Origin of the sequence: Mycolicibacterium llatzerense, from assembly GCF_025331195.1 — a bacterium.
GTDB lineage: Bacteria > Actinomycetota > Actinomycetes > Mycobacteriales > Mycobacteriaceae > Mycobacterium > Mycobacterium llatzerense.
This window is the reverse complement of the sequence record NZ_LXOV01000001.1, coordinates 1,052,781-1,077,801: the sequence shown is the minus strand read 5'-3', so window position 1 is coordinate 1,077,801 and position 25,021 is coordinate 1,052,781. Positions and strand designations below refer to the sequence as shown.

24 protein-coding genes and 2 pseudogenes are annotated in these 25,021 nt (G+C 66.6%); 14 read left to right on the top strand and 12 right to left on the bottom strand.

The window, feature by feature from the left end; translation table 11 throughout:
- Nucleotides 1–50: 50 nt before the first annotated feature.
- From A7G45_RS05495 to A7G45_RS05465, 7 genes are all read left to right on the top strand, one after another.
- Nucleotides 51–686, top strand: coding sequence for a TetR/AcrR family transcriptional regulator (locus A7G45_RS05495; RefSeq protein ID WP_043391310.1), 636 nt, complete (start codon nt 51–53; stop codon nt 684–686).
- Nucleotides 687–713: 27 nt separating this feature from the next.
- Nucleotides 714–1,646, top strand: a complete 933-nt coding sequence (locus A7G45_RS05490; protein ID WP_260934591.1) for an SAM-dependent methyltransferase — start codon at nt 714–716, stop codon at nt 1,644–1,646.
- 81 nt (nt 1,647–1,727) lie between these two features.
- Nucleotides 1,728–3,128, top strand: coding sequence for an aldehyde dehydrogenase family protein (locus A7G45_RS05485; protein WP_260934588.1), 1,401 nt, complete (start codon nt 1,728–1,730; stop codon nt 3,126–3,128).
- 108 nt (nt 3,129–3,236) lie between these two features.
- Nucleotides 3,237–4,100 carry an SDR family oxidoreductase gene (locus A7G45_RS05480; protein ID WP_043391304.1) on the top strand — a complete coding sequence of 288 codons (864 nt, stop codon included), beginning with the start codon at nt 3,237–3,239 and terminating at the stop codon, nt 4,098–4,100.
- A 3-nt stretch (nt 4,101–4,103) separates the two neighbouring features.
- Nucleotides 4,104–5,075 (top strand): NADPH:quinone oxidoreductase family protein, encoded by a 972-nt coding sequence (locus A7G45_RS05475; protein WP_260934583.1) that lies wholly within the window; start codon nt 4,104–4,106, stop codon nt 5,073–5,075.
- A gap of 2 nt (nt 5,076–5,077) precedes the next feature.
- Complete coding sequence (locus A7G45_RS05470; RefSeq protein ID WP_260934580.1) at nt 5,078–5,563, top strand: DUF456 domain-containing protein; 486 nt, start codon at nt 5,078–5,080, stop codon at nt 5,561–5,563.
- Entirely contained in the window at nt 5,560–6,102 is a 543-nt protein-coding gene (locus tag A7G45_RS05465) for a YceI family protein (protein ID WP_260934577.1), read from the top strand. The genes A7G45_RS05470 and A7G45_RS05465 overlap by 4 nt, the downstream gene beginning before the upstream one ends.
- Nucleotides 6,103–6,110: 8 nt before the next feature.
- Here A7G45_RS05465 and A7G45_RS05460 read toward each other — a convergent pair whose 3' ends face one another.
- From A7G45_RS05460 to A7G45_RS05435, 6 genes are read right to left on the bottom strand one after another with little or no spacing between them, the layout of a single operon-like run.
- On the bottom strand, nt 6,111–6,920 hold the full coding sequence (locus A7G45_RS05460) for a tyrosine-protein phosphatase (RefSeq protein WP_260934575.1): 810 nt from the start codon (nt 6,918–6,920) through the stop codon (nt 6,111–6,113).
- Complete coding sequence (locus A7G45_RS05455) at nt 6,920–8,149, bottom strand: acyl-CoA dehydrogenase family protein (protein ID WP_260934573.1); 1,230 nt, start codon at nt 8,147–8,149, stop codon at nt 6,920–6,922. The genes A7G45_RS05460 and A7G45_RS05455 overlap by 1 nt, the downstream gene beginning before the upstream one ends.
- A gap of 23 nt (nt 8,150–8,172) precedes the next feature.
- The gene (locus A7G45_RS05450; protein ID WP_260934571.1) at nt 8,173–8,982 is read right to left on the bottom strand and encodes an alpha/beta fold hydrolase; all 810 of its coding nucleotides are present in this window, start codon (nt 8,980–8,982) and stop codon (nt 8,173–8,175) included.
- A complete protein-coding gene (locus A7G45_RS05445; RefSeq protein WP_260934569.1) occupies nt 8,979–9,701 on the bottom strand; it encodes a flavin reductase family protein in 723 nt (240 codons plus the stop codon). Before A7G45_RS05445 ends, A7G45_RS05450 begins: the two co-directional genes overlap by 4 nt.
- An 18-nt stretch (nt 9,702–9,719) precedes the next feature.
- Nucleotides 9,720–11,018: an MBL fold metallo-hydrolase gene (locus A7G45_RS05440; RefSeq protein ID WP_260934567.1), complete on the bottom strand. Its 1,299-nt coding sequence runs from the start codon at nt 11,016–11,018 to the stop codon at nt 9,720–9,722.
- A gap of 18 nt (nt 11,019–11,036) precedes the next feature.
- Nucleotides 11,037–11,933: an alpha/beta hydrolase gene (locus A7G45_RS05435; protein ID WP_260934565.1), complete on the bottom strand. Its 897-nt coding sequence runs from the start codon at nt 11,931–11,933 to the stop codon at nt 11,037–11,039.
- A 177-nt stretch (nt 11,934–12,110) separates the two neighbouring features.
- Between A7G45_RS05435 and A7G45_RS05430 the strand changes: the two genes are divergently transcribed.
- The gene (locus tag A7G45_RS05430) at nt 12,111–12,950 is read left to right on the top strand and encodes a helix-turn-helix domain-containing protein (protein WP_260934564.1); all 840 of its coding nucleotides are present in this window, start codon (nt 12,111–12,113) and stop codon (nt 12,948–12,950) included.
- Nucleotides 12,951–12,963: 13 nt separating this feature from the next.
- Here the strand turns inward: A7G45_RS05430 and A7G45_RS05425 are convergent, their stop codons facing one another.
- Both A7G45_RS05425 and A7G45_RS05420 read right to left on the bottom strand, forming a co-directional pair.
- On the bottom strand, nt 12,964–13,989 hold the full coding sequence (locus tag A7G45_RS05425; protein ID WP_260934562.1) for an alcohol dehydrogenase: 1,026 nt from the start codon (nt 13,987–13,989) through the stop codon (nt 12,964–12,966).
- A gap of 249 nt (nt 13,990–14,238) precedes the next feature.
- Nucleotides 14,239–14,469: a hypothetical protein gene (locus tag A7G45_RS05420; RefSeq protein ID WP_071288597.1), complete on the bottom strand. Its 231-nt coding sequence runs from the start codon at nt 14,467–14,469 to the stop codon at nt 14,239–14,241.
- Nucleotides 14,470–14,675: 206 nt separating this feature from the next.
- Between A7G45_RS05420 and A7G45_RS05415 the strand changes: the two genes are divergently transcribed.
- The 3 genes from A7G45_RS05415 to A7G45_RS05405 all read left to right on the top strand — a co-directional run bounded on the left by A7G45_RS05415 (nt 14,676) and on the right by A7G45_RS05405 (nt 17,520).
- Nucleotides 14,676–15,317 carry a response regulator gene (locus A7G45_RS05415; protein ID WP_043391282.1) on the top strand — a complete coding sequence of 214 codons (642 nt, stop codon included), beginning with the start codon at nt 14,676–14,678 and terminating at the stop codon, nt 15,315–15,317.
- A 1-nt stretch (nt 15,318) separates the two neighbouring features.
- Nucleotides 15,319–16,506 carry a sensor histidine kinase gene (locus A7G45_RS05410; protein WP_260934559.1) on the top strand — a complete coding sequence of 396 codons (1,188 nt, stop codon included), beginning with the start codon at nt 15,319–15,321 and terminating at the stop codon, nt 16,504–16,506.
- A gap of 117 nt (nt 16,507–16,623) precedes the next feature.
- Nucleotides 16,624–17,520: an alpha/beta fold hydrolase gene (locus A7G45_RS05405; protein WP_043391277.1), complete on the top strand. Its 897-nt coding sequence runs from the start codon at nt 16,624–16,626 to the stop codon at nt 17,518–17,520.
- Nucleotides 17,521–17,655: 135 nt separating this feature from the next.
- Here the strand turns inward: A7G45_RS05405 and pntB are convergent, their stop codons facing one another.
- From pntB to A7G45_RS05390, 3 genes and pseudogenes are all read right to left on the bottom strand, one after another.
- Nucleotides 17,656–19,086: a Re/Si-specific NAD(P)(+) transhydrogenase subunit beta gene (gene pntB / locus A7G45_RS05400; protein ID WP_043987466.1), complete on the bottom strand. Its 1,431-nt coding sequence runs from the start codon at nt 19,084–19,086 to the stop codon at nt 17,656–17,658.
- Nucleotides 19,087–19,121: 35 nt separating this feature from the next.
- Entirely contained in the window at nt 19,122–20,648 is a 1,527-nt protein-coding gene (locus A7G45_RS05395; protein WP_043391272.1) for a Re/Si-specific NAD(P)(+) transhydrogenase subunit alpha, read from the bottom strand.
- 251 nt (nt 20,649–20,899) lie between these two features.
- Nucleotides 20,900–21,016: pseudogene (locus tag A7G45_RS05390) on the bottom strand (CAP domain-containing protein); the annotation flags it as partial.
- A gap of 149 nt (nt 21,017–21,165) precedes the next feature.
- Here A7G45_RS05390 and A7G45_RS05385 point away from each other — a divergent pair.
- From A7G45_RS05385 to A7G45_RS05375, 3 genes and pseudogenes are all read left to right on the top strand, one after another.
- Nucleotides 21,166–21,834: a TetR/AcrR family transcriptional regulator gene (locus A7G45_RS05385; RefSeq protein ID WP_043391269.1), complete on the top strand. Its 669-nt coding sequence runs from the start codon at nt 21,166–21,168 to the stop codon at nt 21,832–21,834.
- Between the two features lie 35 nt (nt 21,835–21,869).
- Nucleotides 21,870–23,666, top strand: coding sequence for an acyl-CoA dehydrogenase (locus A7G45_RS05380; protein WP_043987465.1), 1,797 nt, complete (start codon nt 21,870–21,872; stop codon nt 23,664–23,666).
- A 50-nt stretch (nt 23,667–23,716) separates the two neighbouring features.
- Nucleotides 23,717–24,526, top strand: a pseudogene (locus A7G45_RS05375) (alpha/beta fold hydrolase); the annotation flags it as partial.
- Between the two features lie 161 nt (nt 24,527–24,687).
- On the opposite strand, the gene A7G45_RS05370 reads toward A7G45_RS05375, so the two are convergent.
- On the bottom strand, nt 24,688–25,021 hold a 334-nt coding region (locus A7G45_RS05370), incomplete at its 5' end, for an HNH endonuclease signature motif containing protein (RefSeq protein ID WP_260934547.1).

Sequence of the window (25,021 nt, the reverse complement as noted above, 5' to 3'; positions counted from 1 at the left end):
TGCTTCGCATACGAGCAGGGTCGGGCCGAGATCTGTGGCACAATTTGACGATGCCGTACATCGCCACCCGAGGCCCGGGTCGCCCTCCCGCGGCGAAGGCGGCCGAAACCCGTGAGCGCATCCTGCGCGCTGCCCGCGAGGTTTTCAGTGAACTCGGTTACGACGCAGCAACATTCCAAGCCATCGCCATCCGCGCGGATTTGACGCGCCCAGCGATCAATCATTACTTCGCGAACAAGCGGGTGCTGTACGGCGAGGTCCTCGATCAGACCAACGCCTTGGTGGTCGCTGCGGGCCGTCGCCGGGCCGAGGAGGAGACCACCTTCATCAGGCGTTTGTCGTCCTTCTTCGTCGCCGCCATCCAAGGTGACTCCGAGGACCGATCCGCCGCGGCGTTTCTGGTGACCTCGATTCTCGAGGCGCAGCGACATCCCGAATTGCGCCAGGAGGAGCACGACGCGCTCGTGGCCTCCCGTGACTTCGTGACCTGGGCTGTCACCGACGCCATCGAGCGCGGTGAGCTGGCCGTCGACACCGAGGTGCCCACCGTGGTGGAGATGCTGATCGCCGTCATGTGGGGGATGGGCTTCTACGCCGGATATGTCGGCAGTCACCAGGAGCTGACGGCCGTCATCGAGCGGCTCGAACTTTTGCTCGCCAACAAGTTGTGGCGGGTCACCGAATAGGCCGGCGTCAGCTGGTACATCTAGTACATGGGCAGCGAACGCTCCGACGACGACACCTGGGATATCGCTAGCAGCGTCGGCGCGACGGCGGTGATGGTTGCCGCAGCGCGGGCCGGGGAATCCGAACGTGACGACGCGTTGATCCGCGACCCGTTCGCCAAGATCCTGGTCGCCGGCGCCGGTACCGGCGTGTGGGAGACGATCCTGGACGCCGACTTCAACAACCGGATGGCCGGCGCCGATCCTGAGGTCGCCGCGGTGCTCGAGCACATGGGTAACTACCAGGCGGTGCGCACGCATTTCTTCGACGCGTATTTCGCCGACGCCGCTGCGGCCGGCATTCGGCAGGTCGTGATCCTGGCGTCCGGGCTGGATTCGCGGGCCTACCGATTGGCTTGGCCGGCCGGCACGACGGTCTTCGAGATCGACCAGCCGAAGGTGCTGGAGTACAAGGACCAGACCTTGAAGGCGCACGGTGCGACGCCGGTCGCGGTATTGCACCAGCTGCCGATCGACCTACGCAACGACTGGCCGAAAGCGTTGCGGGACGCGGGATTTGACGATTCGGCGCCGACCGCCTGGCTGGCTGAAGGGCTGCTGATGTACCTGCCGGCCGATGCGCAGGACCGCCTGTTCGAGAACATCACCGCGCTGAGTGCACCGGGCAGCCGCATCTCGGTCGAGACGGTCGGCGAGCACGCCGCCGAACGCCGCCAGCGGATGCGCGATCGGTTCGACAAGCTCGCCGGGCAGTTCGGCATGGGACAGGTCATGAACGTGCAGGACCTGATGTACGAAGACCCCGATCGCGCCGACGTGGCCCAATGGCTCGACTCGCACGGCTGGTCGTCCGCGTCCGTCACCTCCCAGGATGAGATGCGCCGGCTGAATCGCTGGGTGCAGGTCGATGCCACCGATGACAAGGCGTTTTCTACGTTCGTGACCGCACTCAAGCGCTGATCCGGAGCGGCTGGCCCTTCTAACCAACCGGCCGGTTGGCTAGGATTCGAATGTTGCCTGGCTCACGTAAGGACGTTCGTCATGACCCTTGATTCAGCTGTATCCGTCGGCCCAACAGCTGCTGATATCCCGGCGGTTGTCGCCGGCCTACGCAAGACCTACGCCACCGGGCGCACCCGTGACCTGCAGTGGCGCAAGAAGCAATTGCTCGCGCTGGCCCAGGCGATGGAAGAGAACGAGACCGCCATCGCCAAGGCGCTCGAGGCCGATCTCGGCCGCAAGCCCTTCGAGGCCTGGCTCGCGGACAGCGTCGGCACCATCGCCGAGGCCAAGGACGCGGCCAAGAACTTGCACAAGTGGGCGAAACGTCGCTATCGCCTCTTGGAGCGCTCGCAACTGCCCGGCCGTGGCTGGGTGGAATACGAGCCCTACGGCACGGTGCTGATCATCGGCGCCTGGAACTTCCCGTTCTACCTCACGCTGGGCCCGCTCGTCGGTGCCATCGCCGCGGGAAACACCGTGGTGCTCAAGCCATCTGAGTTCGCTCCGGCCTCGTCACGGCTGATGGTGGAGTTGGTCGAGAAGTACCTGGACACCTCGGCCGTCGCCGTGGTCGAGGGCGACGGCATGGTCAGCCAGGAACTCATCGCGCAGGGCCTGGACCGCATCATGTTCACCGGTGGCACCGAGATCGGTAAGAAGATCATGGCGGCCGCAGCCGAGCACCTGACCCCGGTCACGCTGGAACTCGGTGGCAAGAGCCCGGTGATCGTCGCCGCCGACGCCGACATCGATGTCGCCGCCAAGCGCATCGCCTTCGCCAAGGTGGTCAACTCGGGCCAGATCTGTGTGGCGCCGGACTACGTGGTGGCCGAGAAGCCCATCCGCGACGAGCTGGTCGCCAAGATCCGCGACGCCATCGTGGCTTTCACCGCCGACGACGTCGACGGCCTGCCGATCGTCAGCGAGCGGCAGTTCAACCGGCTCAGCAGCTACCTGGGCACCGGCGGGGACGTCGTCACCGGCGGCGGCACGAACCCGGCTCGGCTCACCATGCAGCCGACCGTCGTGGTCGACCCGCCGCTGGATGCACCGGTGATGACCGAGGAAATTTTCGGGCCCATCCTGCCGGTGATCACCGTCGATTCGCTCGACCACGCCATCGCCTTCGTCAACGCCCGGCCCAAGCCGCTGGCCGCGTACCTGTTCACCAAGGCCAAGGCCGTCCGGGAGCGCTTCATCCGTGAGGTGCCGGCCGGCGGCATGCTGGTCAACCACCTGATCTTCCAGGTGTCGACGGCCCGGCTGCCGTTCGGTGGCGTCGGACCGTCCGGCATGGGCGCCTACCACGGCCGGTACGGCTTCCTGGAGTTCAGCCACGCGAAGTCGGTGATGACGAAGCCGACGCGGCCCGACCTGGGCAAGCTGATCTACCCGCCGTACACCGACAAGGCGTGGAAGATCGCGCGCAAGTTCTTCTAAGCCGGTCGACGTCAGACCGGACCCACCGATGCGGCGGCCAATCGGTCGCCGTATACACAAGGGGACACCCACTGCGGTGTCCCGCTGACCTTCCATGAGAGGAAACCCATGCCCGGAGTGCAGGATCGCGTCATTGTCGTCACCGGTGCCGGTGGCGGCCTGGGTCGCGAATACGCGCTGACGCTGGCCCGTGAAGGCGCCTGCGTCGTGGTCAACGACCTCGGCGGCGCGCGTGACGGCACTGGTGCCGGCCACAACATGGCCGACCAGGTTGTCGAGGAGATCAAGGCCGCCGGCGGCCGCGCCGCCGCCAACTACGACAGCGTCGCCGAGGCCGAGGGCGCCGAGAACATCGTCAACACCGCGATCGAAGCCTTCGGCAAGATCGACGGCGTGGTGTCCAACGCGGGCATCCTGCGGGACGGCACCTTCCACAAGATGACCGCCGACCAGTGGGACATCGTGCTCAAGGTGCACCTGTACGGCGGGTACAACGTGATTCGTGCCGCGTGGCCGCACTTCCGCGAGAACGCCTACGGCCGCGTCGTGGTCGCCACCTCGACCAGCGGTCTGTTCGGCAACTTCGGTCAGGCCAACTACAGCGCCGCCAAGCTGGGTCTCGTCGGTCTGATCAACACCCTGGCCCAGGAAGGCGCCAAGTACAACATCAAGCTCAACGCCGTCGCGCCGATCGCCGCCACCCGGATGACCGAGGACATCGTGCCGCCGGAGGTCTTCGCGAAGCTGTCGCCGGAGTACGTGGCGCCGGTCGTGGCGCAGCTGTGCAGCGAAGAGCTGCCGGAGACCGGGTCGATCTTCATCGTCGGTGGCGGCAAGGTGCAGCGCACCGCGCTGTTCCAGAACGACGGTGTCACCTTTGACGACGTGCCCAGTGTCGACGAGGTCGCCGCGCGGTGGGGCGAGATCACCGATCTGTCTGCCGCCAAGGCCGCGTCGTTCGCGCTCGGCTGATAGGTGAAAGCGCTTGTTGCACAGTCGCTGACCGGCCCCTCGGGCCTTGCCTACGCCGATATCGATGACGCCGCTGACCCTTCGGGCAACGCGGTGGTCATCGATGTCGGTGCGGCCGGCGTCTGCTTCCCCGATCTGCTGCTGGTCCGCGGCGAGTACCAACTCAAGCTGCCGCCGGGATTCACCCCGGGCATGGAGGTGGCGGGTACCGTCCGGTCGGCGCCAGAGGGATGCGGTTTCGTTGCCGGTCAACGGGTTTCGGCCTTCACGATGATGGGCGGCTATGCCGAGCAGGCGCTGGCTCTGCCGTCGTCGGTGATCCCCACGCCCGACGGTCTGGATGACGCCTCGGCGGTCTGCCTGCTCGGCAACTACTACACGATGTACTTCGCGTTGGCCCGCCGCGGCGGGCTGTTGGCGGGGGAGACCGTGCTGGTGCTGGGTTCGGCCGGCGGCGTCGGGGTCGCGGCCATCCAGATCGCAAAGGCCATGGGCGCCAAGGTGATCGCCATGGTGCACCGGGTCGAGGCGATGGATTTCGTGGCCTCACTCGGAGCCGACGTGGTGCTGCCGCTCACCGACGGCTGGCGCGACGCGGCGCTGGCGGCCACCGACGGCCGGGGAGTGGACCTGGTGGTCGACCCGGTCGGCGGCGACGCCTTCGATGACGCGATTCGGGTGCTGGCCACCGAGGGCCGGCTGTTGGTGCTGGGTTTCGCTGCCGGACAGGGTATTCCGTCAGTCAAGGTGAATCGGCTGCTGCTGCGCAACATCAGCGTGGTGGGCGTCGGGTACGGCGAGTTCATCAACCGGGTGCCGGGTTCGGCCGCCGAGATCGGTGCCGGCCTGGCGAAGCTGGTCGAAGCCGGGCTGCGACCGCCTGAGCCGATGCGCTTTCCGCTGGCCGACGGTGCTGCGGCACTACAGGCGTTGGCCGACGGGAAGATTCACGGCAAGGCAGTCCTGGAGCCCTAGTCGTGAATACCTTGGGAACAGTGCTGGTTGCGCTGGTCATCGCGATCGGCCTGGTCGGCATCGTGGTGCCGGTGCTACCCGGCGGTTTGGTCGTATTCCTCGCGATCGCGGTGTGGGCGGTAGTCGTCCACACCGCGACGTCGTGGGTGGTGCTCGGCGTCGCGGCGGCGTTGTTCTTGGCCGGCGAGGTGATCAAGTACCTCTGGCCGATGCGCCGGATGCGACAGGCTGACGTGTCCACCCGCAGCCTCGTCGTCGGCGGAATCCTTGGTGTCATCGGGTTTTTCGTGATCCCCGTGCTGGGACTGGCCCTCGGCTTCGTGCTGGGGGTCTACCTGTCCGAGTACTCGGCACTACGTGACAAGGGCCGGGCCTGGACGTCGACCAAGCACGCCCTGAAGGGCGTTGCGTTGGCCATGGGGGTCGAGTTGACAGCCGCGCTGCTCTCGACGGTCGCCTGGGTGACGGGTTTGGTGTTGGGCAATTGACCTCTACGCAATGGAGTCTCGGCGAAGCCGATGGCGAGCTGCTGCTGCACACCGGCGTGACCGGCAGTGCGGCCAGGATGGGGCACCGATTGACCATCGCGTTGAGCTCCTGGCGGGCGACCGTGGACTGGGACGGAGACAAACCCGCCTCGGTCGAGGTGACCGTCGAACTGAACTCACTCGAAGTGCTGACCGGTGAGGGCGGGATGACTCCGCTGTCCAGCGCGGAGAAGTCGTTGGTGCGGAGCAACGCGCTGAAGACGTTGCAGGTCAAGCGCTTTCCGCAGGCGACATTCCGTACGTCGTCGATCGAACCCGATGCGGACTCGTGGCGGTTGACCGGAACGTTGGACCTCGGCGGACGCAGCAGCGAGCAGACCGTCCACGTCGAGGCGGTACGGGACGACGCCGGTTGGCGGCTGAGCGGAGCGGCGGTCGTACGGCACAGTGACCACGGCATCAAGCAATATTCGATGCTGATGGGCGCGATGAAGGTGACGGACGAGGTTCGGGTGACACTTACCGCGAGTCGCGGCTAGGCACCGCCTCAGCCTCGCAGCACGCCTCGCAATCGCGTCAACTGCTCATCGGTAACCCCAATGGCCGCAAGGTAATTCGCCTGCGAGCCGTACTCGGCCTCCACGACCCCAAGGGCCGCATCCAGGTACTCCTCGCGGACGCCGAGCACCTCTTCGGTGAGCCGGGCCTCGGCGAACGTGACGACCTCGGCCGTCTGCCCGGCCCGGGTGCGGATGGTCTCCAGGATGCCTTCCCGTAGCTGCGGCACCGCGTCGTTGCTGCGCAGGAAATCGGTCAGGATCGCGTCGCGCCCGACCCCGACGGCGCCCAGCACCGTCGCCACCGTGAATCCGGTGCGGTCCTTGCCGGCGAAGCAGTGCGCGATCACCGGGCGGGAGTCGGCGAGCATCGAAATGACCTGGCGCACCGCAAGATGCGCGCCCGGCAGGGTGGGGAAGCGGCGGTACTCCTCGACCATGAAGCGACCGGCAGCCGCCGCGACGTCCTCGTCGTCGGGCTTCTCCGTCATCATCTTCTCGAAGGCGTTCTCGTGCGGTGCCTCGGCTTCCTCGGTGCCGGCGGCGGCCAGCTCGTGGAACGGCAGCAGGTGGATTGCGACGCCGTCGGGCACCTGCCCGGGACCCCGGCGCTCGACTTCGCGCAGCGACCGGAGGTCGGCGACATCGCTGATGCCGTAGCGCTGCAGGGCTTTACGTCCGTCGTCGTCCAGTCCGCTCAGCTCGCTGGACCGGAACAGCCGGCCACCGGCGATGCCCGTCTCCTCGGCGACATCGCGGAAGTTCCAGGCGCCAGTGAGTTCCAGGCCAGTCGACCGCATCAGCGACCCAACACCGCGGCCGCCAGTGCCGACTTCTCTCGGCCGAGTTCGGCGCGCGCGATGGTGCGCATGTGCACCTCGTCCGGACCGTCGAACAACCGCATCGCCCGGTGCCAGCCGTACAGCCGCGCCAGCGGGACGTCATCGCAGATTCCCGCCGCGCCATGCACCTGGATGGCCCGGTCGATCACATCGCACGCCACCTGCGGGGCCACCGACTTGATCTGCGACACCAGCACATGGGCAGCCTTGTTGCCCTGCTGGTCGATGGTCCAGGCAGCCTTTTCACACAACAACCGGGCCTGGTCGATCTCGTTGCGGGAGCGGGCAATCGACTCGCGCACCACGCCCTGCTCGGCCAGCGGCTTACCGAACGCCACCCGCGTGGACACCCGGTCGATCATCAACGCCAGCGCCCGCTCAGCGGCCCCGATCGCGCGCATACAGTGATGGATACGGCCCGGCCCCAGCCGCGCCTGCGCGATCGCAAACCCCGAACCCTCCTCGTGCAGCAGGTTCTCCGCCGGCACCCGGACGTTGTCGAAGACGATCTCGCAGTGCCCGTGCTGGTCCTGCCAGCCGAACACCGGCAACGACCGCTGGATGTCGACGCCGGGGGTATCGACCGGCACCAGGATCATCGACTGCTGCTGGTGTGAGGCCGCATCCGGGTTGGTGCGGCCCATGACGATCAGAATCTTGCAGCGCGGGTCGGCGGCGCCGGTGATCCACCACTTGCGGCCGTTGATGACATAGTCCCCGCCGTCGCGCAGCATCGTCGTCTCGATGTTGCGGGCATCCGAGGACGCCACGGCGGGCTCGGTCATGGCGAACGCGCTGCGAATCTCACCGTTGAGCAGGGGTTCGAGCCACTGCTTGCTCTGCTGTTCGTTCGCGAACAGGTGCAGGGTCTCCATGTTGCCGGTGTCCGGCGCCGCGCAGTTGATGGCCTCCGGCGCGATCTCCATGCTCCAGCCGGAAATCTCCGCCAACGGGGCGTACTCCAGGTTGGTCAACCCGGACTCCGACGGCAGGAACAGGTTCCACAGGCCACGCTTGCGGGCCTCGATCTTGAGCTCCTCGACCACCGGCGGCACGGTGTGATCCTTCGGGCCCTTCTCCTCACGATAGGCGTGGTAGGAGGCCTCGGCCGGCAACACGAGTTCGGTCATGAACTCGGTGAGCCTGTGCTGGTAATCCTGCGCTTTTGCCGACAACGCGAAGTCCATGACCGCCACGATATGCCACCTGGTTAGACATGTGGAAGTGCGGCCCGCTCCTCCGCGATTGCGTCGGTGAAATCGAGGATCATCGCGGCGACGGTGCCCGGGTACTCGACGTGTAGCCAATGGCCGCCCTGGTCGACGACGTGTGTTTCGGCTCCGGTGAAGCGTGCCGCGATGGTTTCGGCGATGGCTGCCGTGACGAAACCGTCTCCGCCGCCGCGGACGATCAGCACCGGGCCGCCGTAGGAACTGCGGGCCGGCGCCGCTGGGTATCCGGCATTCCACACATCGACATAGTGAGCGGCGACGCCGGCGGCCACCGGGGTGCCGACGGCAGTCAACCGGTCGAGCTGCGTGTCGGTCAGGCGGGGTGACAGTTCGGATCGGGCCGCGCGCTGCGCGGCGCTGTCACCGTCGATGGCGCGGAACTGCGCGACAACTTCGTCAGGCAATTGCGTACCGCCCAGCGGAACCGGGGTCAGCAGCACGAGGCCGCGGACCTGGTCCGGGTGCGCTGCGGCAACCAGTTCGGCGATCTGACTGCCGAGGCTTTGGCCGACCACCACGACCGCCCCGTCGAGGCCTGCGACGATGTCGCCGGCTTCGGCGGCCAACGCCTGCAACGTGATGGTGGCGGTGTCAGATACCGATTCGCTGCGCCTCCCGAAACCGGGGAGGTCGTAGCTGATGGTGGCGATCTCACCGGCCAGAGCGTCGATCACGTCATCCCATACCGAGGCGTCGTCGAGGAACCCGTGAATCAACAGCACGGTCGGGGCACCCGGGGCGCGTGCGGGGGTTCGTCGGACGGGGAACCCGATGTGGTGCGTGGTCATTGCACGGCCGTCTTCGTTGAGCCCGACGGCGACCATTCGGCGGAGTCGATGGGGGAGTAGTCGGACGGGTGCCCGTCGAGCCGGCCGGCGCGGAGTGCGCCGAGTTCGGCGACCAGTGGCACGGGCAGCGGAGTGGTGAAGATGTTGTCCACCATGGTGTATTCCGCGGCGAGGCGGCCGAACACCCCCAGGGCGCCGACGTCGATGCGCCCCCGCTCGAGATACAGGTCGTCGCGCACGTGGATCCGCTTCACCCGTCCCCACACCACGTGATCTGGCAGCGGCGGCATCGGGATGATGCGGTCCACGACACACTCGAAGGAAATCGGCGCACCCGCGATACGTGGTGCGGAAATTACCTCGGAAGTTGCCTTCTCCAGGCCCAGGGCCTCGAATTCGTCGACGTCGGTGCCGAATTCGAATGCGGATCGGTGGACTTCGTCGGCCTGCCCGATGGTTGCGATGTTGACGACGAATTCGTTGGTGTCGCGAATGTTGACGAAGGTGTCCTTGAGGGTCACCCCGTCCGAACGCGGTTGCAGGCTGATCGACAGGATCGGCGGAAAGCGCCCGACCACCGTGAAGAACGAAATCGGTGCGATATTGCCAACCCCCGTGGGCGAGGCGGTGCTGACCCAGGCGATGGCCCGAGGCAGCACGCTGCCGATGAGGAGCTTGTAAGCCGAGGTGGGGTCCAGGTCGGCGGTGTCGATGATCATGGTTGTTGTCCTCTGCGATCAGTTCTCGTGCAGCCACACGGTCTTCAGCGAGTCGCTGGCGGTCGGCACCGCCTGGATGGCGATGATCCGCCAGCCCTGACTTCCGCGGGCCAGCTCGAAATGTGCTGCAATTCGCTCGATTTCGGTGCCATCGCCGCGGAGCCGCGCCCAGATCACCTCGATTGCCGCACCGTTGTCGTGGTAGACGGTCACCTTCCGGTCCGGCACCGCGGTGTCGGTGTAGCCGGCGGCGTTCAGTCGGGTGTGCAGTTCGTGCAGCACGTCGACCACATCGGCTGGCTCCCGAAGCCACCGACTGCCTTGCGGATCAGTCCAATTCAGCGGCGCCGACCAGTAGTCGAGGATGAAATCCGAGTCGCGGGAGATCGTGCCTGCGGCGACGCCGACCCAGGTCGGCAGATAGTCGTCGAAGAACCAGTGCGTCACCTCGTCGCGCACCGAGGACTCGCCGGCGCTTCCGGACAGCAGTGCGACCGCGGAGTACCACACCGGGCCGACGTTCAATCGGTTCGGGTACAGCGTGGTCATCCGCTCGAAATACGTTTGTGGACTGGGCTTCTGATCGAGCAGCCGGCGGGCCTCGAGCAAGTATTCGCGGGTCTGGTCGATGATCGCGGCGTCGTCGGGCAGCTCCTTGTTCTTGTGGCCCGCGACCACGGCACGTGGCTTCAGCGCTGCCACCTTGTCCAGGGCCGCCAACCACGCCTCGACGCCGCCATGCGCACTCTCGAGGAGGTATTGGTGCACCCCGTTGTAAGCGACGTCGCCGGCCACGACCAGGCCGATGGAGGGCACGTGCAGGACGGTGGTGTCGTCGGTGTCGGTATGGCCGACTTCAACGGCTAGCAGCTGTTCGCCTTCCAGCGTGATTCCGGACTCCGGAACCTGCTGGTACACAACGGGACTCGGTGGAATCTGACCAGGAAAATCGACGTCCCACATCTGAGCCCGGCCGTCGGTGCCCTGCTGATGCATCATCGCGATGGTTCCGCGCGTGGCATAGGCGACGACACCCGGAAAGCGTTGCAGCAGGAGTGCGGTGCCGAACCAGTGATCACCGTGGCCGTGCGTGGCGTAGATCGCGACCAGTCGTTTACCGGATTGCTGAATCCAGTCGCCGACGCGATAGACCTGCGCGTAGGTGAACGGTGGATCGACCAGGACGGCGTCGTGCTCACCGTAGATCAGGGTTGACGTGACGGGCGACGAGACGATCGGGCTGCCGTCGGGTAGGCGCTGCTCGCGGTGCCGGGGCAGTCCGTCGTTGACCAGGACGTCGTAGTGCAGTTCAGGCATGTCGAATTTCCTTCGGGCTCAATTGCTTTGGAGATGTTCGGTGAACCAGTCCGCCGCCTCGCCGCCGGCGGCGTCGAACTGCGTCAGGTAAGGGTCGAAATGGCCGCCGGCGATCGTGACGAGTTTCTTTGGCTGCAGTGCCTTTTCGTATCCGGTGAGGGCCAGGTCGGTCACGGTGACGGCGTCCTGCATCGCCACGACCATCAGCAACGGAGTGGGTGAGACGCGGCCGATGAAGGTGCCGGGCTCGTACATGCGTGCCGCGCGAGTCGAACGCAACGTCACTGCGTTGTCCCACGTTCCCGGCGGCACCGGCTGCGTGTAGAACGCGACGGCGTCAGGACTGCGGTAGGCGGCGGGGACGGCGGGGTCCGCACTCACCACCGCCTGCGTGGCCGGCGCAGATCCGCTGAATTGCCGACGGTCGTCCTCGGTGAAGGCGCCTTCGAGAGCTGAAACTTGATCGGGCGCAACGCGTCGCAGACTCTGCTGGTAGCCGCTGATGGTCGGGACCTGGGCCACCACGGCTCGCAGCCGCCGGTCGGTAGCGCCCAACACGATGGCGTGTCCGCCGGCATAGCTGCTGCCCCACAGCCCGATTCGGTCCGGATCGACGAGCGGGAGGCCCTCGAGAAACGAGATGGCGCGGCGCCAGTCGGCGATCTGCACCCAGGGGTTGATGTCGTTGCGCGGCAGGCCATCACTTGCGCCGAAGCCCCGGTGGTCATGTACCAGCACCACGAATCCGGCGTCGGCGAATCGGCGGGCGAAACGCTCGAGCCCGTGCTCCTTCACCCCGGCGAATCCGTGGGCCATGGTGATGGCCGGATACGGGCCGGGGCCGTCGGGCGTAAACAGCCAACCCCGCAGTGTCACCCCGTCGTCGGTTGGGAATTCGACGTCCTGTCGCTGCATGATCTTTGCTCCCTTCTGCTGCCTTCAAGAGGCACAACATGAACGATGCCGCTGATGAACGCAGCCACGGGACACCGCAGTGACCCTGGTATCACGGGGGCCAGGATGGGGACGCCGACGGTGGAATTGATGCCGTATTCGTGCCGTGGCCGCAGCTGTGGGCCATAGGGTGGTCGAATGGTCGACACCGATAACGCCCTCGGTGATTACCTGCGCGCCAGACGTGCCCAGGTACGTCCCGAAGATGTCGGACTGCCGCCCGGCGCGCGGCGACGGGTGGCCGGCCTGCGGCGCGAGGAATTGGCGACCTTGGCGGGGGTCAGTGCGGAGTACTACTTGCGGCTGGAGCAGGGCCGCGACATGAACCCGTCAGCGCAGATCCTCGACGCGCTCGCGAAGGCGCTGCGGCTGGACATCAAAGCCACCGAATACCTCCACCAGCTCGTCGGACCGACCGGGCGGCGGCATGGTCGGCTGAGTGCCAGTGAGGCCATCGACGACGTGGCGACGCTCATCGAACAATTTCCCATGCCCGCCATCGTGGCCAGTAGTTGTCTCGATGTGCTTGCCGCCAATTCCCTTGCCCGCGCGCTGTCTCCCGGCTTCGCCCTCGGTGAGAACTTCCTGCGGTGGCGGCTGCTGGAGCCCGCGGCCCGCGAGCTCTACGTGGATTGGGACGAGTCGACCGACGTGGCGGTGAGCGGGCTCCGGGAAGCGGCCGCGAGCAACCCCGACGACGCCCGGTTGCGGGCGCTGATCGACGAATTGTCTTCCGTCAGTGAGCGGTTCCGGGAGCTGTGGGCACGCGCCGACGTCGGGTACCGGCCCGGTGTCATCCACATGCGACATCCGGTGGTCGGTGATCTCTACTTGCACCGCAACAGGTTCAACATCCCGCACTCCGGTGGGCAGCACATGCTGACCTATCGCGCCGATCTCGGCAGTGCCACCGCCGCGGCGTTGGTTCAGCTGGGTGCGGCGCCTTCGCCGGCCCACCCGGCTGCCGACACGCCGTAGCGGGTCACACCCGTCAGTCGCGACCGGCGGGCATGTCGAGCACCACCCGAAACCTGGCCTCGCCGGACATCATTCGCGCATAGGCGGCGGGTGCGTCTTCGAACGGGATGACCTCGTTCATCGACGACACGTCGTGTGCGGCGCTGAACTGCAGGCCCGTCTCGTTCTCGATCGAGGTGCCGGTGAGGCTGCCCACGATCGAGCGGCCGCCGAAGATGACGTCAGCGGTGTTGACGGCGAGCGGATCATTCGCGGCGCCGACCACCACCAGCTGACCGCGCGGCCGGAGCCCCGCCACCAGCGGCGACATCGATGCACCGCTCGCAGCCGTCGCGACGATGGCAACCGCACCGCCAAGCTGTTGCAGCGCTTCGGCGGGATCGACTGAGGCGCTGTCGATGTAGTGGTGTGCGCCCAACTTCCGTGCCAGGTCCGCCTTGCCCGGCCCGCGGGCGATGGCGGCGACCTGATAGCCGAGCTTGTTGGCGTACTGCACGCCCAGATGGCCGAGCCCGCCGATGCCCTGGATCGCCACCAGGGCGCCAGGTTCGGCGTGCAGGTGCTGCAACGGGTTGAAGGTGGTGATACCGGCGCACAGCAGAGGTGCGGCGTCGAGCGAATCCATCGGTTCGGGTACCCGCACCAGTCCGCTGGCCCGGGCGTACAGCACCTCGGCGTAGCCGCCGTCTCCGGTCAGTCCCGTCTGGGGCTGGTTCTGGCAATTGACGAAGTCGCCGCGCCGGCACCACTCGCAGTCACCGCAGTGGCCGCCCAGAAACCCCACACCGACACGTTCGCCGACCTGCCACCCGTTGACCGCAGCCCCGATCGCCTCGATCACGCCGACCACCTCGTGTCCGGGGACCAACGGCTGCGTGGCGTCTGGGCGGAAGCCCTCGGCGGTGAACGAATCGGTATGACACACACCGCACGAGTCGACGCGGATGCGTACCTGCCCGGGCGCTGGTTCGAGCAGATCGCGCTCGACGAGTTCGAACTGATGCTGTCCGGTCACCTGATAGGCCCGATAGGTCGACATTGGCGTAGCTCCTTAACGAGGTTGGTCGCAGTTACGTAGTCCACAACAATTCGGGCGCCACTTGCGGATTCCGCTGATCCTGCCCCCGAGAGGGCCAGGACACTCCGAAATGTCGGACCTGATGCGAGACCTCGGTGATGTGCTCGATCACGACCTGTTGCGTGGTGAGTGGCCGCAGCCGGAGCACTGATCAACAGCGGATTCCCTCCCCGCGACGACTTCGGGGAGGGAATCCGGGTATGGGTCCGGTCAGCGGCCCTGCAAGGCGGCCACCCGGTAGACGCCGCGGTGCCAGATGGCGCCGGGCAGCGGCGTCCCCGCCGGCGGCGCGATGATCGACGGGGTCGCGACGATGTGCGGCGGGCGGACGTCGGGTCCGAGGGTGGTGGCGCCCGCGGCGCCGGCCAGGCCGAGTGCCGAGCCACCCAGGACGCCGGCGGCGATGATCGAGAAACCGAAGGTGCGGACGGTGATGCTCATTTGAATTCTCCTGTGTCAGTTAGCTTTTGAGGTCTTGCTCCGGTGTGTTCCGGTGATGACTCAAGAGTGCCGGGTTGGGGGTCTGATGTCTGTCCGGTGATCGGCTGGTCCGCCGGTGGATTCGGGTGTCCCCTGATCGGGGGACACCCGGCCGCCAATTGGCGATCTTGTTACTTTTTCGCTGGCCGCCGTGCGACGCTGACGGCATGACCGACGAACGGGTTCGCGTTGTGGTGGGGGACGACCACCCGATGTTTCGCGACGGCGTCGTCCGCGCGCTGACGGCGAGTGGCGCCATCGAGGTACTCGCCGAAGCGGACGACGGGACCTCCGCGCTGGAGGCGATCCGGACCCACAAACCCCAGGTCGCTCTGCTGGACTACCGCATGCCTGGCATGGACGGCGCCGAGGTGGCCGCGGCGGTGCTGCGCGACGGCCTGCCGACCCGGGTGCTCCTGCTCTCCGCCCACGACGAGGCGGAGATCGTGTACCGAGCCTTGCAGGAAGGCGCGGCGGGCTTCCTGCCGAAGGAGTCGACGCGCAGCGAGCTCGTCAACGCGATCCTCGAATGCGCGAAGGGCCGCGACGTCGTCGCACCCAGCCTCGCCGCGGGGCTGGCCGGCGAGATCCGCCGGCGCGCCGAGCCGGACGCCCCGGTGCTCAGCCCGCGCGAACGCGAGGTGCTGCAGCTGATCGCCAAGGGCGCGAGCATCCCGACCATGGCCAAGGAGCTGTTCCTGGCGCCGTCGACCGTCAAGACCCACGTGCAGCGGCTCTACGAGAAGCTCGGGGTCGGGGACCGCGGCGCAGCCGTGGCCGAGGCGATGCGTCGCAAGCTGCTGGACTGACGTGAGCCCGACACTCAGCCGGATCGGCGAGTACCTGGCTGCCGAACCGGTGCGGATTTCGGCCGGGCTGCGGCTTCCGCTGATCGCGCTGATCGGCGTCCTGGTGTGGATCTGGGAGGTCGACCACTGGCTGCCCGTGCTGTACGCGGTAATCCTGGGGCTGTACGCCATCGCCGCGGTGATCTGGCTGGTGGCGGTGCTGCGCGGGCCGGTGCCACGCTGGGCGGATTGGGCGTCCACCGGCATCGACCTGCTGGTCATCCTGGCGCTGTGCCTGGTGTCGGGCGGTGCGACGGCGGCCCTGCTGCCGGTCTTCTTCCTACTGCCGATCTCGGTGGCGTTCCAGGACCAGCCGCTGATGACAGGGGCCATCGGCACGCTGACGGCCGCCGGCTATCTGTCGGTGTGGATCTTCTACTCCAAGCACGACGACCGCATGGGCCTGCCGAACATGGTCTACACCCACTTCGGGTTCCTGGTCTGGCTGGCGGTGGCCACCACGGTGTTGTGTTTCGTGCTGGTACGGCGCCAGGAAAACGTGCAGGCCCTGCAGGAGGTGCGTCGCCAGCTGGTGTCCGAGGCCATGCAGTCCGACGAACGGCACAACCGGGAAGTCGCCGAAGGGCTGCACGACGGTCCGTTGCAGACGCTGCTGGCAGCCCGTCTGCAGCTCGACGAGGTCCGGGAACGGACCCCCGGGCCGGAACTCGATGCGGTCTACGCAGCGTTGGAAGACACTGCAGCGGCGCTGCGCTCGACGGTCACCGAGCTGCATCCGCAGGTGCTCGCGCAGCTCGGCCTGACCCCGGCGGTGCGGGACCTGGTGCGGCAGTTCGAGTCTCGTACCCACCTGGTGGTGCGGGCCGACCTCGAGGAGGTGGGCAAGCCCGATTCGCAGCAACTGCTGTACCGGGCGGCCCGCGAGCTGCTGACCAATATCGGCAAGCATGCGCAGGCCACGACGGTGTCGGTGCGGCTGGGCCCCATCGGCAATCGGATCGTCCTGACCGTCGCCGACGACGGCGTCGGGTTCGACGCGGCCGTGGTGGCCCAGTACGTGGCCGACGGCCACATCGGCCTGGGCTCGCTGCTGGCCCGCTTGGACGCGATGGGTGGCTCGATGCTCGTCGAGTCGGCGGCCGGCGGCGGCACCCGCGTGACGGTGACGTCACCGCCCGAGCGCGAGTAGTCCTCTCGCGAGCAGACATAAAACTGTCGGTTTGGCCCCCTAAAACGACAGTTTTACGTCTGCTCGGCAGGGAAAACCAGGTCGCTCGAAGCGGGCTCCGGGCGGTAGCGTCGCGCCATGAAGCTACGCATTCTGGTTGGCCTGCTGGTCGCGGCGGTGGTGGCGTTGGTCGTGAACATGGTGGTCGTGGAGCACACCAGCCGGGCGGCGGAACCGTTCGCCGGCGGTCATGTCCTCAAGCTCGATGGCCCCGACCTGAACGTCCGCGAGTACGGGCCACCAGGTGACCGGGCAATCGTTCTGCTGCACGGCTATTCGGCCTCCATCGAGTGGTGGGAGAAGGTCGCACCGGCCCTGGCCGCGCATCAGCGGGTGATTGCCATCGACCTCGTCGGCCATGGTGGCTCCGAGGCCCCGACCGATCCCGCGCCGTATCACGCCGACGGTCAGGCCGAAGCCGTGCACCGGGCGCTCGAGGCGATGGGTGTCCGGCATGCCGAGCTGGTCGGACATTCGATGGGCGGCAAGGTGGCCGCCGAGTTCGCCACCAAGTACCCGGAAATGGTTGAGCGCGTGGCGGTTTCGGATACCCCGGCCGCGGAGGATCTGGTCGCGATGCCGTTGCTCGGCAGGATGCTGTGCTGGCCGGTCATCGGGCCCGCGCTGGATCGCTTCCGCGGCGTCGACGCGATCAGTGAAAGCTCGCTGCAGACCGGGTTCGCCGCCGACTACCCCGTTCCGCCGCTGGCGTACCGCTCGTTGAAGCAGCTGAACTACGCGGGCGTCTGCGACTCCAAGGAAGCCGGACGTCCCGTCGTGGAGACGCTCAAGGGGCTGGGGAAACCGGTGCTGGTGCTGTGGGGCGACAAGGATGTCCTGACCCCGACGGCGTCGAACGTCGCGCGCTACACCGCCGCCGGCCTGCCGCCGCACCTCATCGCAGGCTCCGGGCACAGCCCCATGGTGGAGAAGCCCGACCAATTCCTCGCCGCGATCGGTGATTTCGTGCGCTGAAGATCCCCGCGAGCAGACGCAAAACTGTCATCTAGCGGGCCAAAACGACAGTTTTGTGTCTGTTCGCGAGGAGAAAGTTTGTCAGACACAGAAACCCCCAAATCCCTAGGGAATTGGGGGTTTCTGCGTTGGGAATTACAGCGCAGCCAGGATGTCGTTGACGCGGTCGCGTGCGTCGCCGAAGAGCATCTGGGTGTTGTCGCGGAAGAACAGCGGGTTCTGCACGCCCGCGTAGCCCGAGGCCATGGAGCGCTTGAACACGATGACGTTCTCGGCGTTCCACACCGTGAGCACCGGCATGCCGGCGATCGGGCTGCTCGGGTCCTCGGACGCGGCCGGGTTGACGGTGTCGTTGGCGCCGATGACGAGCACGACGGCGGTGTCGTCGAAGTCGTCGTTGATCTCGTCCATCTCGAGCACGATGTCGTAGGGCACCTTGGCCTCGGCCAGCAGCACGTTCATGTGACCGGGCAGGCGGCCGGCGACGGGGTGGATACCGAAGCGGACGTTGACGCCCTTTTCGCGCAGCTTGCGGGTCAGGTCGGCGACGCCGTACTGGGCCTGGGCCACAGCCATGCCGTAGCCCGGCGTGATGATGACCGAGTCGGCGGAGCCCAGCAGCTCGGCGGCGCCTTCGGCGGTGATCTCGCGGTGCTCGCCGTAGTCCTTGTCCTCGGCCGGGCCGGCTTCGATGCCGAAGCCACCGGCGATGACGGAGATGAACGACCGGTTCATGGCCTTGCACATGATGTAGGACAGGTAGGCGCCGGAGGAGCCGACGAGCGCGCCGGTGATGATCAGCAGGTCGTTGGACAGCAGGAAGCCCGACGCCGCGGCAGCCCAACCGGAGTAGCTGTTGAGCATCGAGACCACGACGGGCATGTCGCCGCCGCCGATGGAGGCGACCAGGTGCCAGCCCAGCAGCAGGGCCAGGGCGGTGACGCCGACCAGCAGCCACAGGTTCGGGGAGATGACGAACCAGACGGTCAGCGCGACGAACAGCACCAGCGAGCCGACGTTGAGGAAGTTCTTGCCCGGCAGCATCAGCGGGGAGGAGCTGATCTTGGCCGACAGCTTCAGGTTGGCGACGATCGAACCGGTGAAGGTCACCGCACCGATGAACACGCCGATGAACACCTCGGCGGAGTGGATGCCGAGCATGCCTTCCTTGGCGAGCTCGAGGGCGCCCTGGCTGTTCGGGTCGAACTCGGCGTGCAGGTAGCCGCTCCAGCCGACGAGCACGGCAGCCAGACCGACAAAGCTGTGCAGCAGCGCGATCAGTTCGGGCATGCCGGTCATCTCGACGACGCGGGCGCGCCACAGACCGATGGCCGCACCGACGGCCATGGCGCCGACCAGCAGCGCCAGGCCCAGCGGCTCGATCTTGTTGTTGATGGCCAGGACGATGGTGGCGATCAGTGCCACCCCCATGCCGGCCATACCGAAGGCGTTACCGGCCTTGGAGGTCTCGTGCTTGGAGAGCCCGGCCAGAGCGAGGATGAACAACAGGGCAGCGACGACGTAGGCCGCGTTCGCCACGTTGGTGATGGTTTCTGCGTTGAACATGAATCCGTTCCAAAGGTCTCTGAGGTTCGCAGGCTCTAGCTGCGGGAGAACATGGCCAGCATGCGGCGGGTCACCGCGAAGCCACCGAAGACGTTGATGCTGGCGAGCAGAATCGCGACGCCGGCCAGGGCGGTGATCGGGGTGTTGTGATGCCCGATCTGCAGCAGCGCGCCGACCACGATGATTCCGGAGATCGCGTTGGTCACCGACATCAGCGGGGTGTGCAGGGCGTGGTGCACGTGCCCGATCACGTAGTAGCCGATCACGATCGCCAGCGCGAACACCGTCAGGTGGACCTGCAGGGCGGCCGGCGACGCGGCGATCAGGGCAAAGAGCACGGCTGCGGCGCCGAACGTCACACCGAGGCGACGCTGCGTCGACATCGGCTCCTTGACCTTGGACACCACCGGCGCGGCAGCGGCCGCGGCTTGGGCGGGGGCGGCGGAGACCTGCACCGGCGGCGGGGGCCAGGTGATCTCGCCGTCGCGCACGACGGTCACGCCGCGCTGCACCACGTCGTCGAAGTCCAGGACGACCTGGCCGTCCTTCTCCGGGGTGAGCAGCTTGAGCAGGTTGACCAGGTTGGTGCCGTACAGCTGCGAGGCCTGCGCAGGCAGGCGGCCGGCCAGGTCGGTGTAGCCGATGATCGTCACGCCGTTGTCGGTGACGACGGACTGGTCCTTGACGGTGCCTTCGACGTTGCCGCCGTTGGCTGCGGCCATGTCGACGATCACCGAGCCGGCCTTCATCGAGGCCACCATGTCCGCGGTGATGATCCGCGGCGCGGGACGGCCCGGGATCAGCGCGGTGGTGATGATGATGTCGACATCTTGGGCGAGTTGTGCGTAGAGCTCGGCTTCGCGGGCTTTGTAGTCGTCGCCCATTTCTTTGGCGTAGCCGGTGGCGGAGACTTCGCCGGCGTTGGGGTCGACCGAGACGTATTCACCGCCGAGGGAGGCGACCTGGTCGGCCACCTCGGGACGGGGGTCGGTGGCGCGCACGACCGCACCGAGCGAACCGGCGGCACCGATCGCGGCCAGGCCGGCGACACCGGCGCCGACGACCAGGACCTTGGCCGGCGGGACCTTGCCGGCGGCGGTGACCTGGCCGGTGAAGAACCGGCCGAATGCGTGGGCGGCTTCGACGACGGCGCGGTAGCCGGCGATGTTGGCCATCGACGACAGCACGTCGAGGGACTGGGCGCGCGAGATGCGCGGCACCGCGTCCATGGCCAGGACGGTGATCGGGCGCGTTGCCAGTTTCTCGACCAGTTCCGGCTTCAAACCGGGGGAGATCAGCGACACGAGGGTGGCGCCGTCCTTGACCGCGGCGATCTCGCCGTCGTCGGGGGCGTTGACCTTCAGCACGATGTCGGCGGCCCAGGGGGAGCCGATGTCGGCCCCGGCCTCTACATAGGCGGCGTCGGCGAAACTGGACAAGTTGCCAGCGCCGGACTCGACCACTACCGAATAGCCGAGCTTGATCAGCTGGCCGACAGTTGCAGGAGTGGCGGCAACCCGCGTCTCACCAGCCAGAGACTCGCGGGGAATCCCGATGATCATCGAATTCGATCCGATCTGTGTTGGTTTGCTTGCAAGAGTCTCCCCCATCCACGTCTGGATGGTGCTCTTACCCCCCTGTACGAGTTAGCAATCGCTTATAAATTAGCAGTCGCTCATAAGTCCACCAAAAGCTCACTGCCGGCATTGCCTGGATATGGCTACGTCACCGACGGGGGTTCGGGTACGCAAAATTCGGCCGGTGGGACGACGTGCGTCTGACACCGGCCGGTTGGGTGAAACTGGTTGTACGTCTACACCGGGGGGTACGCCGGGGGCGGGTATACGCCGCGAATGCCCCACGGGACCCAGTTGAAGAAGTACTCGACCTCGTCGCTCGCGTCGTAATCCGGACTCGGATCCATCAGTACCTCCAGCCGACATGCTTGTTACTGCGGAGTTTAGCTGCTGGGGCCCGCCTGCGAGTGGCAGATCGGCTGTCGAGATGCCACGGCATAGACTGGCCAACCAGTTGATTGGGTCCCGGGCCGCGCGCCCGGCTGCATAGAGTTGAGCTGATATGTCCACAGAGTCGTCGGCAAAGGGTTCTGCGACGGGATCGGCCGCCTCAAACGGCTCGTCGCGGCGCGAGGAGTTGCTGGCGGTGGCCGCCAAGCTATTCGCGGCCCGCGGCTACCACGGGACACGCATGGACGACGTGGCCGACGCGGTCGGGCTGAACAAGGCGACGGTCTACCACTACTACGCCAGCAAGTCGTTGATCCTCTGGGACATCTACAAGGCGACCGCCGACTTCACCGTCGACGCCCTGCACGACGACCCGACGGCCTCGGCGCGGGAGACCATCTTCAACTTCACCCGGCGGCTGCTCACCGGCATCGCCACTGACCTGGAACGCGCGGCGGTGTACTTCCAGGAGGGGCCGTACATCACCGAATGGTTCACCGAGGAACAGGTCGCCTACATCCGCCAGGCCGAGACCACGGTCTATGAACACGTCCGCGACGTCATCGACCGCGGTATCGCCAGTGGTGAATTCAGCGACTGCGACTCGCATGTGCTGGCGCTCGGCTACATCGGGATGACGCTCGGCGCCTACCGGTGGCTGCGGCCCCACGGCCGGCGCTCGGCCTCCGAAATCGCCGTCGAGTTCAGCACCGCACTGCTGCGTGGCCTGATCCGCGACGAGAAGATCCGCGCCGAGGACCCCCTCGGTGGCGGAGCATAGGACTGACCGCGCAATCGAGAGGTGACTGAGGTCCGATGAAATCTCTGCTGCTGTCCCGACGGGACCTCGACTTCCTGCTGTACGAGTGGCTCAAGGTCGACGAGCTGACCGGTCGCAAACGATTCGCCGACCATTCGCGCGAGACCTTCGACGGGGTCCTGGACCTCAGCGAGCAGCTGGCCGAACGCTACTTCGCGCCGCACAACAAGAAGAGTGACGCCAACGAGCCCACCTTCGACGGGCAGACCGTCACCATGGTCCCGGAGGTCAAGGAGGCCTGGGACGCGTTCGTCGCGGCCGACCTGATCGGCATGTCGATGGAAGAGTCGGTCGGCGGGGCGCAACTGCCGGCGGTCGTCGCACAGGCGGCGTTCGCCTGGATCGCCGCCGCCAACGTGTCGACGTCGGGCTACCTGATGCTGACCATCGCCAACGCCAATCTGCTGACCAAGTTCGGTACGCCCGAGCAGATCGAGACCTACGTCAAACCCATGCTGGCCGGCCGCTTTTCGGGCACCATGGCGCTCTCGGAGACCCAGGCCGGGTCGTCGCTGGCCGACGTGGCCACCCGCGCCGAACCGCAAGACGACGGCACCTACCGGCTGTTCGGATCCAAGATGTGGATTTCGGGCGCCGAGCACGAGATCACCGACAACATCGTCAACCTGGTGCTGGCCAAGCTTCCCGGCGGACCTCCCGGCACCAAGGGCATCTCGCTGTTCATCGTGCCCAAGTACCTGGTGAACGCCGACGGGTCGATCGGCGAGCGCAACGACGTCGCCATCGCGGGCCTGAACCACAAGATGGGGCAGCGCGGCGTCACCAACACCGTGCTGAATTTCGGTGACACGCAATTCAATCCGGGCGGCGAGAACGGCGCGGTCGGTTACCTGGTGGGCGAGCCGCACCGCGGCATCGTCTACATGTTCCAGATGATGAACGAGGCCCGGCTGGCCGTCGGCATGGGTGCGGTGGCGCTGGGCTACACGGGCTACCTCAAGTCGGTGCAGTACGCGCGGGAGCGGCCGCAGGGCCGCCCGCTGGACGTCAAGGACCCGACGACGCCGCAGGTGCCCATCGTCGAGCATCCCGACGTCAGGCGAATGTTGTTGGCGCAGAAGGCGTATGTCGAAGGCGGGCTGGCGCTGGGCCTGTACTGCGCACGGCTGGTGGACGTGCAGCACAGCGCGGAGTCGGACGCCGAAGCCGACGCGGCCGGTCTGTTGATCGACATCCTGACCCCGATCGGCAAGAGCTGGCCCTCGCAGTGGTGCCTGGAGGCCAACAACCTGGCGATCCAGGTGCACGGCGGGTACGGCTACACCCGCGAATATGACGTCGAGCAGCATTACCGGGACAACCGGCTGAACCCGATCCATGAGGGCACCAACGGCATCCAGAGCCTGGACCTGTTGGGCCGCAAGGTGACTCAGCGCGGCGGAGCCAGCCTGGCAGCGCTGGGACAGGTCATCTCGGAGACGGTCCGGGCGGCGAACGAACTGGGCGGCGATGGCGCCGAACTGGCGGCCGCGCTGGATGCGTCCTGGCAGCGGCTCGTCGCCGTCACCACCGGCATGTTCGGCTCGGGCGACATTCCTGCGGTGATGGCCAACAGCCACGTCTACCTGGAAGCGTTCGGGCACATCGTGGTGGCGTGGTTGTGGCTGGAACAGTTCGTGGCAGCCGCGGGCAAGGACGGCGACTTCTACGACGGTAAGCGGCAGGCCGCCCGGTACTTCTTCCGGTTCGAATTGCCCAAGACCGCACCGCAATTGGACCTGCTGGAGTCGCTGGACCGGACGACGCTGGAGATGCGCGACGGCTGGTTCTAGGGCGACTATCTGTAACGGAGACTGGGCACGTAAGGCAGTCACCGGCGTCGGTGGGAGGGGCTGTGTTGTTGGGCCGGTCGAACTCGGGATTCAAGAGCGCAAACGCCCGACGGCGCTATTTCGCCGCGTATGAGGAGCTCCTGGCACTGGGTCAGCCAGAGGATACCGTCCATGACGTTCCGACAAAGTTCGGTTCAGTCCGTGTGTATCAGTACGGCCCGACAAGCGGTGTGCCTGTCGTGCTTCTTCACGGGTTCTTCCTGACTTCAGCTATGTGGGTGAACCAATTGGCTGGTTTGACGCGCGATTTCACCGTCTATCTGGTGGACATGCCTGGTCAGCCCGGTGGGAGCGTGCAGTTGAGGCCGATGTTTACTCCTGCCGACTGTGCACGGTGCGTTGACGACGTTCTCGTTGGTCTTGGTCTCGAAGGGGTTCACCTGATCGGGCACTCGTATGGAGGTTGGGTGGCCACACATACGGCCGCGCGCTTCCCCCACCGGTTGGCGACGATGACACTGATAGACCCGGCCAGCACGGTCGCCTGGCCGTCGGCAAGATTCTGGGCGGGACTTGCCTTCGCGAGTTCGCGCCCGCGATCAGTGCGCGCTCAACACGCTGCGGCTTGGATGACCGGAGAACCGGAGCCTGGCAGTTGTGTTGACATGCTCGCACGACTGTTTCTCGCGGGATTCGCCGAATTCGCTCCACCGCTAGGCACGCCGGCTCCACTCCTTGTCAGTCGTCGTGTGCTGCGTGCGGTGCGTCTGCCAGTGCAAGTTCTCTTGGCAGGCAACACAGTTCACAATTCGAGCAATGGGCTCCAGCGGATGCTGGCTGTAGTCCCCGACTGGCAACATCGGTTGTGGCCCAATGCTTCGCATGCCCTACCGATCGAAGCTGCTGACGCGGTCAATGCCAGCATCCGCCAGTTCGTGATCGACCACTGCGCCGTCTAGCGCGACGGTCGCCGACTGGATGTCGGTCATGGAAACCTGAGTCCTCATGAAGTCGAACGCGCCTAGTTGGCCGACGTTGGTGGTGGTTCGAATGGTTGGTACCACCACCATTGGGCGCGTTCCCCGGTCGGTCCGGGGCACGGCGGCACATCCGGGCGGGCTGTGGTGGGTGGCCGGGCCAGTGATCGGTTGCTCAAGGGCCGTCCTGCCGCGTCGGTCACGACCAGCCGGTCGGCGGGGCCGGTGATGGTGATGCCACCCCGGTGATGCAACCGGTGGTGGTAGGGACACACCAGGACCAAATTGTGCAGTTCGGTGACGCCGCCGTCCTCCCAATGGATGATGTGGTGGGCGTGCAATCCGCGGGTGGCACCGCACCCGGGGACGACGCAGCAC